Source organism: Vibrio satsumensis (genome assembly GCF_050337435.1).
GTDB classification, from domain to species: Bacteria; Pseudomonadota; Gammaproteobacteria; order Enterobacterales; family Vibrionaceae; genus Vibrio; species Vibrio satsumensis.
Map to the genome: position 1 here is coordinate 301,101 of NZ_JAKJSX010000006.1, position 17,282 is coordinate 318,382.

General features: G+C 43.5%; 12 protein-coding genes. 8 read left to right on the forward strand and 4 right to left on the reverse strand.

What is annotated here, in order from left to right; genetic code table 11:
* Positions 1-70 precede the first annotated feature (70 nt).
* Complete coding sequence (locus L4C44_RS08895; protein ID WP_428804903.1) at positions 71-2,476, reverse strand: response regulator; 2,406 nt, start codon at positions 2,474-2,476, stop codon at positions 71-73.
* Between the two features lie 88 nt (positions 2,477-2,564).
* On the opposite strand from L4C44_RS08895, the gene L4C44_RS08900 reads away from it, so the two are divergent.
* The gene (locus L4C44_RS08900; protein WP_428804904.1) at positions 2,565-3,323 is read left to right on the forward strand and encodes a substrate-binding periplasmic protein; all 759 of its coding nucleotides are present in this window, start codon (positions 2,565-2,567) and stop codon (positions 3,321-3,323) included.
* Between the two features lie 182 nt (positions 3,324-3,505).
* Here the strand turns inward: L4C44_RS08900 and ybiA are convergent, their stop codons facing one another.
* Both ybiA and L4C44_RS08910 read right to left on the reverse strand, forming a co-directional pair.
* Positions 3,506-3,991 (reverse strand): riboflavin biosynthesis intermediates N-glycosidase, encoded by a 486-nt coding sequence (ybiA, locus tag L4C44_RS08905; protein ID WP_146492670.1) that lies wholly within the window; start codon positions 3,989-3,991, stop codon positions 3,506-3,508.
* 263 nt (positions 3,992-4,254) lie between these two features.
* Entirely contained in the window at positions 4,255-4,449 is a 195-nt protein-coding gene (locus tag L4C44_RS08910; protein ID WP_004736928.1) for a PA3496 family putative envelope integrity protein, read from the reverse strand.
* 362 nt (positions 4,450-4,811) lie between these two features.
* On the opposite strand from L4C44_RS08910, the gene L4C44_RS08915 reads away from it, so the two are divergent.
* Genes L4C44_RS08915 through L4C44_RS08925 form a run of 3 tightly spaced genes read left to right on the forward strand, consistent with a single transcriptional unit; the run spans position 4,812 to position 7,093 of the window.
* Positions 4,812-5,636: an ABC transporter ATP-binding protein gene (locus L4C44_RS08915; protein WP_146492671.1), complete on the forward strand. Its 825-nt coding sequence runs from the start codon at positions 4,812-4,814 to the stop codon at positions 5,634-5,636.
* Positions 5,637-5,645: 9 nt separating this feature from the next.
* The gene (locus L4C44_RS08920) at positions 5,646-6,578 is read left to right on the forward strand and encodes an ATP-binding cassette domain-containing protein (RefSeq protein ID WP_285953424.1); all 933 of its coding nucleotides are present in this window, start codon (positions 5,646-5,648) and stop codon (positions 6,576-6,578) included.
* Positions 6,575-7,093, forward strand: coding sequence for a transcriptional regulator (locus L4C44_RS08925; RefSeq protein WP_371714101.1), 519 nt, complete (start codon positions 6,575-6,577; stop codon positions 7,091-7,093). The genes L4C44_RS08920 and L4C44_RS08925 overlap by 4 nt, the downstream gene beginning before the upstream one ends.
* A 381-nt stretch (positions 7,094-7,474) precedes the next feature.
* Here L4C44_RS08925 and L4C44_RS08930 read toward each other — a convergent pair whose 3' ends face one another.
* Positions 7,475-9,454, reverse strand: coding sequence for a replication initiator protein RctB domain-containing protein (locus tag L4C44_RS08930; RefSeq protein ID WP_086714653.1), 1,980 nt, complete (start codon positions 9,452-9,454; stop codon positions 7,475-7,477).
* A 1,261-nt stretch (positions 9,455-10,715) separates the two neighbouring features.
* Here L4C44_RS08930 and L4C44_RS08935 point away from each other — a divergent pair.
* The 4 genes from L4C44_RS08935 (at position 10,716) to L4C44_RS08950 (ending at position 17,197) form a co-directional block, all read left to right on the forward strand.
* A complete protein-coding gene (locus tag L4C44_RS08935; RefSeq protein ID WP_285953426.1) occupies positions 10,716-11,933 on the forward strand; it encodes a ParA family protein in 1,218 nt (405 codons plus the stop codon).
* A gap of 5 nt (positions 11,934-11,938) precedes the next feature.
* Complete coding sequence (locus L4C44_RS08940) at positions 11,939-12,913, forward strand: ParB/RepB/Spo0J family partition protein (RefSeq protein WP_371714099.1); 975 nt, start codon at positions 11,939-11,941, stop codon at positions 12,911-12,913.
* Between the two features lie 93 nt (positions 12,914-13,006).
* A complete protein-coding gene (locus L4C44_RS08945) occupies positions 13,007-15,109 on the forward strand; it encodes a tRNA(Met) cytidine acetyltransferase TmcA domain-containing protein (RefSeq protein ID WP_428804905.1) in 2,103 nt (700 codons plus the stop codon).
* Positions 15,110-15,526: 417 nt separating this feature from the next.
* Positions 15,527-17,197 carry a flagellar assembly protein A gene (locus tag L4C44_RS08950; RefSeq protein ID WP_428804906.1) on the forward strand — a complete coding sequence of 557 codons (1,671 nt, stop codon included), beginning with the start codon at positions 15,527-15,529 and terminating at the stop codon, positions 17,195-17,197.
* The last annotated feature ends 85 nt before the right edge of the window (positions 17,198-17,282 follow it).

Below are 17,282 nucleotides of genomic sequence, written 5' to 3' on the forward strand. Positions count from 1 at the left end.
CATATACAAAAACTCCGACGGATTAGGTCGGAGTTTTGAGGTTTAACAATCGGATATAATGGCGCACAGACTAAACAATCTTCTGTTCACCTTCTCCCGCTAACTCGCTCTTATCCGACAAAAAACTCGCTACGATCTCTCTCAGTTTGCCTTGGTTAACCGGTTTAGGTAAAAACTCATCCATGCCCACATCAAAGCACAAATGCTTATCCCTTTGCACTACATTGGCTGTCAGCGCTACGATTGGGATATGTTTCGACGTCCCCTCTTCGAGTGCTCGGATCTGTTTGGTTGCTTCAAAACCATCAAGAACCGGCATCTGACAATCCATAAATATCATCACATATTCATTGTATTTGAATTTATCGACTCCAACTTTACCGTTGTCGGCAATGTCGACTTCAAACCCGAGCTTCTTAAGCATCATCTTGGCCACTTGTTGATTCACTCTCGAATCTTCCACAACTAAGACTTTGCCACTAAAAGAGGTTGTGACCGCCGCAGGTTTTGGTTCTTCTTTTAAAGCCGTTTTCTCTGGTTGTGCTGGCTTAGCAACAGTCGCAGGTTTGGTGACTGGTACCGGTTCATTGTCTTTAAACGCCACCTCGCCTCGATTTGGATAGGTGAAGGTTGAAGTATCAGCGGCTCTCGCAAGCACCTCACTGATGGTCCACTTAAGTTGATTGTCTTGATAAGGGCGAGCGATGTAAGCGACAAAGCCGACTTGTTTCGCGCGAACTTCATCTTGCTTTCTTGGGTCGGCGGAGATCATCACTAACTTAGGACACTCGCTACCAAAGCGCTCGACCAAGCTTCTTGCCAGTTGGAAGCCATCAACCGACGGCATCACTTTATCAATCAGCACTAAATCGTATGGCGATGACTTAGCCACAGACTCTGAAACCAACTCTAACGCTTGGTTTGCCGTTTCACAGCACTCAGACTTAACGCCGAAGGATTGAAGCTGTGTAGACGTTATACGCATGTTCAGCTGGCTATCATCCACTAGCAAAACCGAAACCTTAGTGAAATCGATATTGCTTTCGTCGGCTTCTAAACATACGTCAAAGTCAGCCGTAAAATAGAATGTACTGCCCTGACCTTCAACACTGGTTAGTTCAAGCTTACTGCCCATCAATGTCACTATCTTCTCGCATATTGTTAGACCAAGCCCAGTGCCTCCGTAAATACGCGTGGTACTGCCGTCGGCTTGTTGAAACTTATCAAATACCGATTGCTGTTTGTCTTCTGCAATACCGATGCCGCTGTCGACAACCTCGAACTTCACTCTGAGTTTTTGCTCAGGCTCAACCACTTCTTCCAAACGAAGCGAGAGCGTGACATGACCATGCTCAGTAAATTTAATTGCGTTGCCGACTAAGTTATTTAGGACTTGTCTTAGTTGAGTACCATCACCGATCACCATGGTTGGGATCTTAGGGTCGATCGCCAATTGGAATCGAAGTCCTTTCTGTTCCGCTTTTACTCGGAAGGTTGACTCAACGTCGGCCGCAATGCCCATCATTTTCATCGGCTCTTGCTGAAGCTCTAGTCGCCCCGCTTCAATCTTCGAATAATCGAGAATGTCATTAATCAGGTCTAGCAGGGTAAGTGAAGAGGTGTTGAGCATATTGACATACTCTTTCTGCTCTTTCTGCATATCCATTTCAGAAAGCAGAGACGACAGCCCGATAATCCCATTCATTGGGGTACGGATCTCGTGGCTCATGTTAGCCAGGAATTCACTTTTGTTACGGTTAGCCACCTCGGCGATATCTTTGGCTTTTTCCAGTTCTTGGTACTGTTGACGAATGCGTTCAATTGACTGGTTGTAACTGCTTTCTAGCGTCGAGATCTCATCTTTGTAAGTCGAATCGGTTGGTGTTAAAAAACGCGGTTTGTTGTCTTCTACTCGTTGCTGATTGATCTGGGAAGACATGGTCATTAAACGCTTCACAACGAGGCGATACACTATCGTTAGACACACCAGAGACAACAAGAAGATTTTAACGGCTTCGAAGGCGAGTAGTAATAGTACGCGTTCTTCAAAGTCATTGAGGATCATGCTCAAATCAGATTGCACCGTGAGCGTCGCCAATGGGAAATCTGTCCCCGCCATTTGGTGAACCATTTCCCAAGACTGAGAATAAGACTGACCTTCAGTCTTTTTACCTAATTCTAGAATTTTTTCATCAGGGCTTTCGATAAGAAGATAGCTAACTGAGGGGAGGCGAGAGATGCCTTCAGCTTGCACAAGCAACTGCTCTCGATCTTCAACCCACAAACTCGCTGTTAAGCCAGAAAGATAGCCAGCCTTAACCTGTTCGATCTGAGAACTAATAAAAGAAACTCGACTTTGATACTCTACATACAACCCGAGACCTGTCACTATAACTGTGAATAAGGTACTAATTGCTATGATAGTCCCGATCAACTGTCGGGAGAGTCCAATATAGCGTTTTCCTTTTTTCACCATACACAAATTACCATTATTGTTATCCTAGCAAACTACAATTACTCAACTAGTATAATAGTAGTCATTCATCAAATAACTAGGGAAGGTTATGAAAAAACATCTTATCGTTGCATCCATAGTCAGTTTGTTTTCAAGCAGTTATGCTCTTGCAAGCGAACCTCTTCACTACTACATTATTGCGAGCCAAGCGCAACCTTTTCAGATCGAAACTGACGGGTCATCTCACAGAGGAATGGTTTCTGATATCGTTGAAGCGGTATTCGATGACAGCCAGTATGAGATCAAGTACCACACCTACCCATTTAATCGAATGATCGACAAACTCGATGCGAGAGAGAACCCAAACTGGGTAACCTACGGCAGCCCAAGTTGGGGAAATATCCAATCTGTTAACCTGTCTGAAGATCCGATTTACAATGTAAAACATGTGCTACTCAGCAGCGGTAAGAAGCCGTTTGAGTTTAATACAATCGACGATCTAGACGGAAAAGCAGTGGTATTGCTGGTGGGGTTTGAATATCCGAACCTAGAACCTTACATCCAACAAGGCAAGCTCAACGAGATTCGAGTTAAGGATTACAGCGCGGCTTTTCGAGTCCTGAACCGTGCACCTGGTGATACAGTGTTTGTTGAAATGGAATCACGAATCAAATACAACCTAAACGAGCAGAAGCTGAGTATTAATGACTACCAGATGCAAGAGTTCGGTTCAGTCATTAATAACTACCCTATCCATTTAGCGTTCGACCCTGAGATGGACCCTAAACTGCAAACCTTCATTAACCAACGTCTGGACCAGATGAAAGACGATGGGCAGCTCAACGACATTGTACAAAGCTATCTATAGCATTTGGCTAGCGCTCACTTGATTAGCTAATAGCCCATGAATGACTTCGTGACACGTTTTTGTACTTTTGGTCAACCTAGTGACTAACAATGACAAAGGCCGCTCTGTAAGCTTACAGGGCGGCCTTTTAATTTATTAGTGAAGGCTTAACAAACGTATCACTAGAACTCGAGTCAATTCATTTAATGCGCAGCAATCAAATGCAGTTGCTGAGTACGAAGCTCTTGACGCACTGCCATCAAAATCTCACCGAGGTGGTTTTCACCAGTTCCATCGCCCCCATCTCCCCAAAAGTGATCTTTATGAGAGTGCTCTTTAATCACTGAATCACCTGTCCCCGTCAGGAACAGAGCAAATTGTGGGTTCTGTCTGAACTTCTCGGTCACAATGAATCGCATCACTTCAACACGAATGTCATACCAATCTTTTCGAACTTGGTCTTCATAGTCACGACTTAAAGAGAACGCTTCAGCAGGGGTACTGGCTTCCAAAATGGTATTGCGTAATGCTTCAGAAGCAAACTTCATCGCTTGATAATAATGTTCGCTGGTTGCCCAAACTTGATCACCTACCTTGATGGGACAAGCCGCAAAATTTGACAGGTATCCGTTCGGATCTTCAGGTTCATAAAACAGCACTTCTTTAGCTTGTGCCACAGAATTAGACATAGCCTCTCCTTACCAACGACATCACATATTTTTGCTTTAACTTTAAAATTAGTGGCGTTGCATATTACTGTCAAACAACTTAGTTCAAGAGTATGCCATGTGCGTGTTTTTCATCTAAAGAACGTAATATCAAAAGGGATCAGCTAAGCGAAGCAAAGATCTAAAGAATCAAAATGTTGATTTAATCTAGATAGGAATTATGAAAAAGCACTTATAAATCAAAGGGTGGCATGGTGCCACCCTTCTAAATGCAATGGGGATTATTAGTGAATAAGACCTAGCTCCCTCGCTTCTTCCAGACTCAAACCGCTTTCTCTAATTTCTCTTAGAGCCTCGATACGACGACGAGCTTCAGCGGACTTCATTTTCTTTTCTGGTTTGAAAGATACTTCTTCTTCAGCATCCCACTTGTTTGCAATATTTGTCATTTCATCATGGTTGATAGAATTAATGGACATGTTTTCCTCCGAAAAGCACCATGTAATGGACAGGTAATCTGTAGCAAATGCTATTTCGCTTGTTAAGAAAATCTGTACTGAAATGTGATGATTCCGACGCTTCACAAAGCTAATTAATAAATGCCTCATTTAAACTTTGCCAAAGGCATTTTCTGCAATTACATTTAAAAGATTCCCCATAAGAAATGTGGTTTGATCCAACTCTCATTTTCCCCTCTTTCAATGCTTCTTTTCTGCTGAAAATTCGTGAAATAACCCAAGATAAATTTCGAGGCACTTCATTCTTTTTGTGCTGTTCGCTTTCACTAAATCCAACACATGTTAATGATAATAGTTATCAATATCATAACTGAGTATTTATCATGTCTGTGGGAATTTCAGATACACCACTTCTCGAAGTGAAGAATTTATGTGTCGATTACATCACCGATGACGGTGATTTCAACGCGGTCAAATCCGTCAGCTTTAGCATAGGCCAAGGTGAAATTTTTGGCTTAGCCGGGGAATCTGGCTGTGGCAAAAGTACCATCGCGTTTGCCATTAACCGTCTGCATAAGCCGCCCGCGTTCATATCCGGAGGCCAAATATTGTTTGGTGGACAAGATCTGCTGAGCTTATCAGACAGTCATTTGAATACCTTGCGCTGGAGCGAGATTGCTATGGTGTTCCAAAGTGCAATGAATTCACTCAACCCTGTATTAACCATCGAAGAACAATTTGCTGATGTGCTACGCCACCACAAAGGCATGAGCAATGAACAAGCCAAAGATCGCGCAGAAAAGTTACTCGACTTGGTAAACATTCCGCGCAACCGACTCACGGAATACCCTCACCAATTCAGTGGCGGCATGCGTCAGCGTTTAGTGATTGCCATTGCCCTCGCCCTCAACCCTAAGCTGATCATTATGGACGAGCCAACTACAGCTTTGGATGTGGTTGTACAACGTGAAATTCTGCAGCAGATACACCAACTCAGAGAGGAGTTTGGCTTCTCAATCCTCTTTATTACTCATGACTTAGCGTTAATGAGCCAACTGTGTGACCGCATTGCCATAATGCGCCATGGCCAAATCGTTGAAGTCAATCAAGCCTACGAGATTCGCAACAATCCGCAGCACTCCTACACCCAAAAGCTATGGAGTTCTTTCCCTAATATTCACGAACATGCTCACGCGACAGCGTGCTAGGAGAGCTCTATGTCACAACCTATTTTTCAAGTAAAAAACCTCGTCAAAGAGTTCACTGTTGGCGGTGGATTTGGCAAAGAAGAGATATTCAGAGCGCTGCACGGCGTGAGCTTCGACCTATATGCAGGAAGAACGCTGGCACTGGTTGGTGAGTCCGGTTGCGGGAAAAGCACCTGCGCGAGGCTGATGACCAAGGTTTACCCTGCGACAGAAGGAGAGATCTTGTTCAACGGCAGAGACATCTCTACGCTCAAGAGCCGCAAAGATATCTTGGATTACCGCAGCCGCGTGCAAATGGTGTTTCAAGACCCGTTTGGCTCACTTAATCCCACTCACACCATAGAGCACCACTTAACTCGCCCGCTTAAGATTCATAAGCAAGTCGCTAATAAAGCAGCTCTAGAAGCACGCCTTAAAGAGTTGCTCACGCTGGTGGAGTTACCCGTCGAAACGCTCGCCAAATACCCTCACGAGCTCAGTGGCGGCCAAAGACAACGGGTTAACCTAGCCAGAGCGCTTGCGGTTGGGGCCGAAGTCATTCTTGCCGATGAACCAACCTCGATGCTGGATGTTTCAATTCGACTTGGCGTGCTCAATCTCATGCAAAAAATGAAGAAAGAGCTTGGGATAGGCTTCTTATACATTACTCACGACCTTGCGACCGCTCATTACATCGCAGAAGAGACCGCAGTGATGTACAAAGGACAGATCGTTGAGTGGGGATCAACTCAGTCGATCTTAACTAATCCGCAGCACCCATATACCAAATTGTTGATCTCTGCAGTGCCGGATCCTGATCTGCCATTTGGCGAACTCGTAAAAAATGAGCCAAACTATTCCATAGACGCCGATCGTATTCGAGAGCAGAGCAGCGAAATACAGCATGAAATCAAGCAAGTTGCTGATAATCACTTTGTAAAACAGTGGGATAATGTTGCATGAATGAACTAGACACTTGGTTAGAGCGAGTCGGAGATTGGTACAAAGACCGAAAGCATGATCAAGTGGAACGGTTAGAACCTTTGATCTTAACGCCTCCAGATGCACTCTGGGGGCCTTTGATCACGGATGAACAAAGCAAAGGCATCGCATGTTGGCTAGACGGATGTCTGAGAATCTTTACTTTCTATCGCCACCTCGCTGACTTATCGAATCCGAAGTTGGCTTCACAGAAGGCCATCAACTCAAGCCATCAAGAAAAGGCCTACCAATACCTGATGTTTGCCTATAGCAAGCTGCAAGCCGTGTCATGTGACCCAAAATCAGAACCAGCCTTACAAGAGTGGTGCATACAACGGCTACAACACTTGTGTGTATTGGCTTTGGAGTTTACGAACCAACAGCAAAAACCACGTTGGAAAGCAGAGTCAGAGAAATTGATCGAATCACATGTACGCTTTATGACAACCCATCCCCGAAACGATGATCAAGGTAGTATTCAACGCCACCTCCACTGATCAAGTCCTTCTCGATCAAACATCAAATCAAAATCTCATCAAAGTTAGATCCATAGAAAGCATGATCTAGCCTTGATCATGCTTCGGAGTTTAATTCTATAAGCTATTGAATTTTAATGATTCACTGAATTTCAGGCAAAAAAAAGCGAGTCCCTTAGGAACTCGCAAAAATCTATTCAGTATGATGTAACAAAATATGAGCCAATCTATTAATCATAAGAAAGGACAAAGGTTGTCTATTCGGAATAAATAATAATCAACTGGGTGCGTTACTTTGTCATCACTTTGTCAGCGTTAGGTGCGATTTTAATCAGTATCTAATGTGTTCAAAACTATCCATTCATAAACGGTAAATACAGGCTTATCGCTACAGGATAATGACTAGTGGCCAATCGCCATTTCATCGAGCGCAAGGAACACGTTTTCGTCAAGGTGACCTTCGTGAACCTGTTTACACACTTTACGACGCACAGCTAAACCAGAGATCAAACGTTCAATGGACAAGTGTCGATTGCTGGTGCTATCACGGTCGTTGTAAAGCTCAATCAAACGACTCAGTGTTTCGTATGGAATAACGTCTTCCCCTACTCTCAACCAATCAAGCTTCTCAATGAGCTCTGAGCACTCTTCTTTGATTGAGGCATGTGAGTGCCCTGTCATTGCGGATAAAGCCGTTATACTGCGTTCTAGAGCCTCTGCAGAGGTATATTTAGAGAGAGTAATCATGATCTCGTCAGCGTTGATCTCAACAGAATGTTTACGTTGCTTAACTCGACGTCCCAATTTACCTCTTGGCGACGGTGCTTTACGCTGAATTGGCTCAAACTCACCGTCGATAATCTCAGACAACTCTTCCAGCTTCTGCTTAGACACCATCTCGTTACGAAGTGGATTCGGCAGCGTTGGCGCCATATTACGCTTACCGGCGTTGGTAGTACGCGCTCTTGAATATCGTAATACTTCTTCCACATTACATTTAATATCTACTTGATAATCCGTCGTTTTGCCTTTTTCGATCAACGCGGTGATCGTCAAGTGATAACCCCAAAGGTTAACCAGGAAAGTATCTTCTTGATCGCCGGCTTCACCAAGCTTTCTAAGCTCACGGATCAGATCCATTGAGAAACGACGCCAATCGATGTTACGCGCCAACTTCTGGTTAAGCTCGCTGAGCAACATGCAATCTGAATGACGGCGTGCCATACGGCTTCTAAAGTACGAATACATTTGGAAGACCAAGGTATGTTGTTTCAGAATTTCTGGCGGAAATAGGAAGAAATAATCACGCGTCAGTAGCTCTTCGTAGAAAGAAGGCTCCCAAACCAGGATGTATAGGTTCGGTTTAATGCGAATTTCGCCGTCAGAGCCCTCTGTAGGAGCCTCTTCCGATGCGGTAATGGTTCTAGCTAAGAATCGGAAACGATCACTCTTAAAGCCCTCTGGCATGTTCTCACTAAGCCAACGGCCAGTAAGCTCATGCAGTTGGAAATCCGTAAACTCGATACGGTCAATACTGTCGCGGATCGAATCACGTGCTGGACCACTGTCTTTCTTGCCACGTAAAGACAAAATATCAGTGATGTAGAGTGGAGTTTTGTTCGGCGTGTGCTTCGCGTCTAGATGGTAATCATCTTGATGATGATCATGATATTGAACCGTGAGTGTGAATAACGCGAATAGCGTCATCAGATCGTCAACTGTCATGATATTTTTAGAAGATCGTGTCTCGATCACAGCTCGAGTGCCAGAGATCGAGACCATGGATTTTTGATAGCTCTTGCGAGTTCTAGGTGGCGCTAACGCTTGATCAATAATCCCCGCCCAATTGGTTGGCGAAACAATGAATTGATCCGCTTCATCTTTCATCGTTGGGGGAGTATTAAGTCCATGCTCATTGAGTAAGCGTTTGTTTACTTTGGTTTGAGCTAGTGCTTTAGAACGCTTCTGCTTTTCATTTTGCTTCACGCTTTCTGTCACCAAGCTGGTGGCACCCAGTACCGATATCAATTGGTTTGGGTTCACAAAGCGGTGCAGCATGGTTTTACCAGCAAGGCCTTCTTCGAAGCGAACGGGGATTTGTTTGAACAATCCAATATTTACTGCGGCTCTTAGCCTTTGCTGTAAGGCCGCGCGAGTGACTTGACCATCGGTTGATTCAATAATCTCGGTGGTTGAAACGTATCCGTCTTTGCTGCTAAACCCACGAAGTGAAATTAGGTTAAGAAGCTCAACTATGCTTTTGGTGACACCTTTGAAGTGTTGATATTGTTCTATCCATTCAACGGCTGTTTCAGATACCTCAAATAAATGACCATCTTTGTGGCTTCGTGCCTTAATTAACAATTTCTCTTCTGGTTTCATTTTTGATCCGTATCACACTAACCGTAATTTCACTATAGTTCCTGAATGATAAAGAAAGAATGATCATAAATAAAGAGAATTTATTGGCTTTTAAATAACTGATCTTTTTGATTAATATGATCTTAAATGATTAAGTGATCTAATGATCTGGACGTAAACTTGCGCTTAAGTTGCTGAATTTAAAATATAAAAAAAAAACCGCTTGGAAAGCATGATCATAAAGAGTCCGAAACTATGATCATTAAACAGAAGAAAGCATGATCACAAAGCATCAGAACGATGATCATTAAGCCATTGTAAGCATGATCATTATTGGTTCGAAAGCATGATCATTATACTTGTACAGCTTATCCACAGTCCATAATTGAATATGGTCTGTTGAGTCACTTCTAACTCGTCAATGTGGATAGTTTTAATGGCTTATCTATCGGAACAATGATCAAGTAAGTGCTCTTTTCTATCGTTTCCACCCTATTACGTACAAAATTTGTTCTGAAGTTAGTGTTAACGGCTGGCTCGGATGTCATTAAAGCGGACGTGTATTATCTAGGAAGCATGATCACGAAATTGTCATGTTTCTGTATTCTGAGTCTGTGCAGATTGAATTTACAAGCAATGAGGCCTTATAGGCCTTGAATCCCCATTGCAAAAGCATTTGTCCGTAACTTAGCTCCTAAATTATATGCTTCCGGAACTATATTTACTTGATCATTTTTCCGGAAGTTGATCATTTCGAACAGTCACTCGTGCGGATCAATATTGCTGAGTTTACACCTTGATCATGCTTCGTAATGACGCCTTATCAATTCTCTTACGCGTGATGTATTCCATGATCATTCTTCCGTGTTAGGTTCAACTCTCTTTTATCTAGTGACGCTTCACCTCGTCGTGGTTTCGTATTTGCGATGCTATTTTTGGGTTTTGACTACTTCTCGGTTGAAAAGCTCACAATTTCGAATGCAAATCACATGAACCGTAATCTACGGTCGTATTTCAATCGTTCCGAAGGTTTTTTGATGGAATTGCATTTACATTGTAAATAAGTGATGCTGTAACATTTCAAATGTAAGCCAGAAATAGCATGGTTATACATAACAAAAACGGTCATTTTTTGTGTTTGTCTTAGCCGTTGTTTCATCAAACTGTAAAAATACAGTCTATTTTATGTGATTTTACTCATAAATGTATGTTCATGTTTTTGTTGTGTTTGTTGTTAATCGCTGTACAATTTGTACTTAGTTAATCATTACGGAAACTGGCAATGAAAAGAGAACAAACGATTGATAAGCTCTATCAGCTGGCCGAACAAACTCAACAAGTTCAGGCTGACCGAATTGAGATTATTCTGGAAGAGCGAAGTGATGAACATTTCCCTCCAATGTCTAAAGCTATGATGGAGACTCGTTCTGGCTTAACTCGTCGAAAATTGGATGAGGCGATTACCAAGCTTGAAGCGGATGGTCACCAGTTCACAAAGAACAACGCCAATCATTACTCGATTTCATTGACTGAAGCTCACATGCTGATGGACGCGGCGGAAGTGCCAAAGTTCCACCAACGCAAACAGCATGCAGACAACAAACCTTGGATTATCAACGTACAAAACCAGAAGGGCGGTACAGGTAAATCAATGACAGCGGTTCACCTAGCGGCTTGTTTGTCTCTGAATTTAGACAAGCGCTACCGCATTTGTCTGATTGATTTGGATCCACAGGGCTCTCTGCGTCTGTTCCTTAACCCACAAATCAGTGGTGCAGAGCACGACAGTATTTATTCTGCCGTTGATATCATGTTGGACAACGTGCCTGAAGGCCAAGAAGTTGACCTAGAGTTTCTTCGCAAAAACGTACTCTTGCCAACTCAGTATCCAAACCTAAAGACAATCTCTGCATTCCCAGAAGATGCGATGTTTAACGCTGAAGCGTGGCAAAGCCTGTCTCAAGATCAGTCACTTGATATCGTTCGTCTTCTGAAAGAGAAGCTTATCGACAAAATCGCCGATGATTTTGATGTGATTATGATTGATACCGGCCCACACGTAGATCCACTAGTGTGGAACGCAATGTACGCGTCGAACGCTCTTCTGATTCCATGTGCTGCAAAGCGTTTGGACTGGGCTTCAACGGTTAACTTCTTCCAGCACTTACCAACGGTGTACGAGATGTTCCCGGACGATTGGAAAGGGCTTGAGTTTGTTCGCCTTATGCCAACCATGTTCGAAGATGACAACAAGAAGCAGGTTTCGGTTCTCACTGAAATGAACTACCTGCTGAATGACCAAGTTATGATGGCGACGATTCCAAGAAGCCGTGCTTTTGAAACCTGTGCCGATACTTACAGCACGGTTTTCGATCTCACGGTTAGCGACTTCGAAGGTGGTAAGAAAACTCTGGCTGTCGCTCAAGACGCAGTACAAAAAAGTGCTCTAGAATTAGAGCGCGTATTACACAGCAACTGGCCTTCACTTAATCAGGGATAACAACAATGGCAATTAAAACATCTGACTTAAATGCAAAGCTATTTGGTAAAGCTAACAAACGTCGTGTAGCAACGCCTCAAGAGGCGCAAACTGCTGCTAAAGAACAGGCTCAAGTGATTGAACTTTCAGTTGCGGGCGAAGAATTGGTTTCATTTGAATTGGTTCGAATTCCTGCTTCTGAAGTGGCGACTCGAACGGTTGTTTTTGAAGAGAATGCCCGTGAGCAATCTTTCTTAAATGAACATGCGCTTTCAGACGTACTGACTACGTTAAAAGAACGCGGCCAGCAATACCCAGCGGTTGGTCGTAAGAACAAAGACGGCAAGATTGAAGTTCTCGACGGTAGCCGTCGTCGTATGTCATGTATTTTGGCCGACAAAGAGTTCCTTATCTACGTTGCCGAAAACATTAACGGCGAACACGCTAAGTTCTTATCTGATGTTGCAAACGCTCACAAACCACTTTCTCTGTATGAGAAGGGCAAAGAGATGCAAGCGAAGCTAGATAAAGGCGAAGCTGAAGATCAAAAAGCACTCGCGAAAATGTTCCAGTGCAGTGAAGCTTTGGTGAGTGGCGCATTAAAAGCGGCGGCTTTGCCACTTGAATTACTACAAGCTTACCCTAATGTGAGTGACCTTGGTCGTCCAACGATTGTTAAACTGCACAAGCAGTTTGGTGGCCTAACGAGTGAACAACAACAAACATTGCTGATTAAGTGTGATGCTTCTGAAGGTTTTGTTTGGCAACGTAGTGAAGCTCAAGGCGTAACTCGTCTAACTAAAGACGTGACAGAAACTTTGGAAGGTTGGATTCTTGAATTGGCGCCAGCGCCAGCGAAGAAAGCGTCTCCAAAAGTTGAGCTTATTAAAGGGCGCGCATCATACAGCCGTAAGGGTTCAAACTTGGCGTTGAACCTTAAGAAAATTGATGATGCGACAATGGAAGAAATCCTCGCTTTCGTACAATCGAAGCTCGACTAAGTCGACAGTTTTTCATTACTACTCTAAAGCCGCTTTATGCGGCTTTTTATTTGGCTGTGATAAACTGTGTTTAGATAAATCTGGACGCTAACTATGACAAACCCAACCAACACTTTTCTGCATACACTCTCTAATATTGCTCAACATAACGATCACCGTTACGGCGTGGTCTTTGATGGTGATTTTGATTGGCAAAACTCTGCTGTTTTTACCTTCCTTCAAGACTCACAAACTCCTAGGATCTTCCAGATTGGCGGTACTTCGTTTGAAGGGGCGATTTACGCGCCAGTAAAAAAGGGCCAGCAACTTCTTGGTCGCGAATGCCAACTTCTTGTTTGTGATTTTAGAGAGCAGTTCGATGCAAATGGTTTTAGCGCCGCGCTGGGTTCATTAGTAGGTGGCGGGCTGTTGTTGGTGTTGCCGCCAAAAGTTGATGACTCTAAAAATAGCGCGAGCTTTGGTCAACGTTGGTTAAAGCTACATTTTGATAAACTACTTTCTGTTTCGCAAAGTGACGAACAGGCGGGTGTGATTGAAGCGGTTAATTCGCTTCCTCAAAAACTTAATGACGACAATTTGACTGACCGATTTGAACAGCAAAAAACGGCGATTGAGTTAGTTAAGAAAGTCGTCACGGGACATCGAAAACGCCCACTGATTTTAACTGCAGACCGAGGACGAGGTAAGAGCTCAACTCTGGGTATTGCAGCTGCTCAGCTTTTGGCAGAGCGACAGGGCTTAAATATTATTGTTACCGCTCCGTCTTTGAAAGCGATTGAGCCCGTATTTTCTCATGCGTTACAGCGACTCGATACGTGTGAAGTAATTAACGCGACTCACATTGGTTATCAAGGTGGAAGTTTAAGATTTGTCGCGCCAGATGAATTACTTAAATCTAAGCCTGATTGCGATCTGTTGTTGGTTGATGAAGCCGCTGCCATTCCAATCCCAATGCTTAAATCTATGGTCGGTAGTTATCATCGCATGGTTTTTTCAACCACAGTTCATGGTTACGAAGGCAGTGGACGAGGTTTTGGAATTAAGTTTGAAGCTTGGCTTGCTGAGCACCGCCCTGGATGGAAAGGCTTTAAGCTCGAACAACCGATTCGTTGGAATAACAACGATCCACTAGAAGCTTGGTTGTTTGATTGCTTCCTGCTTGGTAACGACGTATCGCTAAGTGACTCCGCAGTCCATGAGTTAGATAGCTTTTCTGCTGAAGAAAGCAACCAATTAAACTTGGTCGAGTTGTCAAAAGCAGAATGCTTGGCTAATCCTGAGCAGCTACAGCAATGTTTTTCTCTTCTCGTTGATGCGCATTATCAGACGTCGCCGAACGACTTAATGCAGTTCTTAAATAATCCAGCTATCCATTTATATGCAGCTTGGCAGAAAGATGAATGTCTTGGTTGTATGTTGGTGACGGAGGAGGGCGGTTTAGAGAGCGAGTTGATTGCTCAAATTCAAACTGGAAAGCGCAGGCCGCAAGGTCACCTAGCTCCAGTCCTTTTAGCTAACCAGCTCGGTTCTGTTGAAGCGGCAACTAGCCGTTGTCTTCGAGTGATGCGCATTGCTGTCTCGATACGCCGTCAAGGTTTAGGTATTGGCCGTTGGATGTTAGAGCGGTTATCTGAGGAAGCTGTACAAACAGAGCAAGCAGATTATTTGGCGACAAGCTTTGGCGCGACCAGCGAATTGATTTCTTTTTGGAATGGTAGTGAATTCCAAGCTGTGCATATCGGCCACCAGCGAGATCAGGCGAGTGGCTGTCACTCGGTTCTTATGGTTAAGGCGCTTAACTCATCCTCTCAAAGCTGGCTGAAACAAATTCAAAATCATTTCGAGCATAGTTTCTGTTTTCTTGTTTCTGGTTCTTTGGCTTCCCTTGAAACCGATATGGTGCGCGTACTGCTGCCAAACAGTCTACAAGCCGTTAGCGAGTTTGAAATTCAGTTAGTCAGAAGTTATGTGAATGGCGGCAACAGTTATGATGCGATTAGCTTCAGTGTATTGAATTTGATTTTGCACAGTAACGCTCGAGAAGCCAGTATTTCTGACTTACTTATCGCAAAGGTGGTCCAGCAGAAAGAGTGGGTTGCCTGTGTCGAACAGTTTAATCTCGTTGGCCGTAAACAAGCAGAGATTCAGTTTCGTAAAGATGTCGATGCTTTGTTAGCAAATTTACAGTGTAAATAGACAGACCATCATTTTAATAAACTTACCGCTACGAACTAGATTTACAGTGTAAATTAGAATCTTGGATTTACACTGTAAACTGAAGCACAATATTTAAATCTGTTGTACCCGCATTACCTGTTTTATCCTTTCTGTTTTATCTCTCCATGACAGCCTCTAATCTTTCAAACCTATTCGCCTTTACTATTTGGCCCAACCTTGAATCAACATTTAATCGCACGAAATATTTTGGAAAATTCACCAATGTATTTGTAAAGGTGAAGCCGATCATAAAATGTGTCAGTCTTATTTATGAGTCATGTTTGCAGAATCGAAAGTAAGTGATGTGACGCTGATTATTCCAATAATGTGATTCTAAGCGCAGAACGAATTATATAGACTGAATAACAACTGAGTCATTAGGGATACTCAATTCGAATGTGGGATAACATCGTTACATTGTCGGAAGACAAGCAACAAGTGATGGCATGTCTGCCTACTGGGTTTGTGGTCGACACAAGCTTTGATAATAAGACACTGCCACCAACCTTGGAAGCTTTGAATGCATCAAACTATTTTCTTTTCGAAGAAGAGGTTTTGCGTTTCGTCACTCTAGCTAAAGAAGGTAAAGGTGAAGCTTATGAAGGAATCTTGATTGCCGAAGTTCGAAATGCCAGTGTTACGGTCGAACTGTCGGATGATGAGATGCTCGCGAGTCTTGTAGTCACTGGTCCATATAATGGACGTCCACTGCGTGGCAGCGACATCATCCATTGTTTATCCCAAGCTCAAATAACAAAAGGAATTAATAAGTTAGCGCTCAGAAAAGTTCTGATGATGAGTAGCAAACTTAAGCCTGGCGAAAAGTTTATTCAGCCAGTCGCTAAGGGGACACAACCAGTAAAGGGTAAAGACGCTAAGTTTGCCGCCTTGGTTGAAGACATTACTCGCCAAGTCTTGAAGCCTCGTAGTAAAGACGAAGGCAAGATCGATATGCGAGACTTGGGACAAACCATTACCGTTGGCCAAAATGACCACTTAATGAAACGTACTCCCGCAACCAAAGGTATCGCTGGCTTTACCGTCCAAGGTCGAATTATCCCTCCTCTTCCCGGACAAGATAGTTTAATTAAGCCTGGCAAAGGCACCTATATCTCCCCTGACGACCCTAACTTACTACTCGCCTCATATCCTGGACTACCCATCATTAATGATCGAACCATTGAAGTGGATGATGCCTTGTGTGTTAGTAACGTCGATGTCTCAACTGGGCACGTTAAATTCAAAGGCAATGTATTTGTCTCTGGCAACATCGAACCGGGAATGATCGTCAAAGCGACCGGCAGTGTTACGGTTGGTGGCTTTATCGAATCGGCAGAAGTTCAAGCTCAGGGTGATATCAAAGTCGCCAAAGGGATTATCGGCCATACGACCAAAGAGGGCGAGGCAAAAAGTTGTAAGGTATTTAGCAAAGGCTCTATCACAGCAAGCTACGCACAGAATGCCGAGCTACAAACGGCCAACGATCTTCGACTTGGTGTACACAGCATGGGAAACGAAATTCGTTGTGGTAATAATCTTATTGTGATGGATACCATGAAGAAGCATGGTACGCTCAGCGGTGGTGAAGCCAAAGTCGGTGGAAAAGTAGAATGTGTATTCTTAGGTGTTGAGGGAGATACCGTAACCAAGGTGCATGGTTTTGCCCGCTACGACGGCTACCGACAAAAGATAGCCGAGCTAAAAGAAATCTATAAACACGCTCAAGAGCAAACCATGGATGTGATTCGCCAAGAGCTCGAATTTAAGAAGCGACCAAAAGCGGAGAGAAGCGAAGAGCAAGCGTTGGAAATTGATCAGCAACGAGAAAAGAACAACCTTGCGATTGAAAATACTAAGTCGCAGTTAGATACACTCGAAGCTGAGTTTGAAACTAACCTTGTCGAGTCCACCGTCGAGGCACACGAAAAGGTGTATACCCGAGTGACGATTCAGTTTGGTGATGAGACGGTCACGACGAAGCGAACTCACGGCGGCAGTGTTTTCTCATTCAATCAATACGAGATTCAATGTTCATTCAAGATGGAACAAGAAGATATCTCATTGTGATTGAAAGACTCTCAAACTGAATGATTCTGACTAGATCGGTTCGAACCGTATTCTATATATTCGAATAAACAAAAAGGGGGAGCTG

Bases quoted from the DNA above. Each gene is read 5' to 3' on its own strand.
- L4C44_RS08915 (WP_146492671.1), top strand. From the start codon at position 4,812: ATGTCTGTGGGAATTTCAGATACACCACTTCTCGAAGTGAAGAATTTA.
- L4C44_RS08935 (WP_285953426.1), top strand. From the start codon at position 10,716: ATGAAAAGAGAACAAACGATTGATAAGCTCTATCAGCTGGCCGAACAA.
- L4C44_RS08920 (WP_285953424.1), top strand. From the start codon at position 5,646: ATGTCACAACCTATTTTTCAAGTAAAAAACCTCGTCAAAGAGTTCACT.
- L4C44_RS08925 (WP_371714101.1), top strand. From the start codon at position 6,575: ATGAATGAACTAGACACTTGGTTAGAGCGAGTCGGAGATTGGTACAAA.
- ybiA (WP_146492670.1), bottom strand. From the start codon at position 3,991: ATGTCTAATTCTGTGGCACAAGCTAAAGAAGTGCTGTTTTATGAACCT.
- L4C44_RS08930 (WP_086714653.1), bottom strand. From the start codon at position 9,454: ATGAAACCAGAAGAGAAATTGTTAATTAAGGCACGAAGCCACAAAGAT.
- L4C44_RS08900 (WP_428804904.1), top strand. From the start codon at position 2,565: ATGAAAAAACATCTTATCGTTGCATCCATAGTCAGTTTGTTTTCAAGC.
- L4C44_RS08910 (WP_004736928.1), bottom strand. From the start codon at position 4,449: ATGTCCATTAATTCTATCAACCATGATGAAATGACAAATATTGCAAAC.
- L4C44_RS08895 (WP_428804903.1), bottom strand. From the start codon at position 2,476: ATGGTGAAAAAAGGAAAACGCTATATTGGACTCTCCCGACAGTTGATC.
- L4C44_RS08945 (WP_428804905.1), top strand. From the start codon at position 13,007: ATGACAAACCCAACCAACACTTTTCTGCATACACTCTCTAATATTGCT.
- L4C44_RS08940 (WP_371714099.1), top strand. From the start codon at position 11,939: ATGGCAATTAAAACATCTGACTTAAATGCAAAGCTATTTGGTAAAGCT.
- L4C44_RS08950 (WP_428804906.1), top strand. From the start codon at position 15,527: ATGTGGGATAACATCGTTACATTGTCGGAAGACAAGCAACAAGTGATG.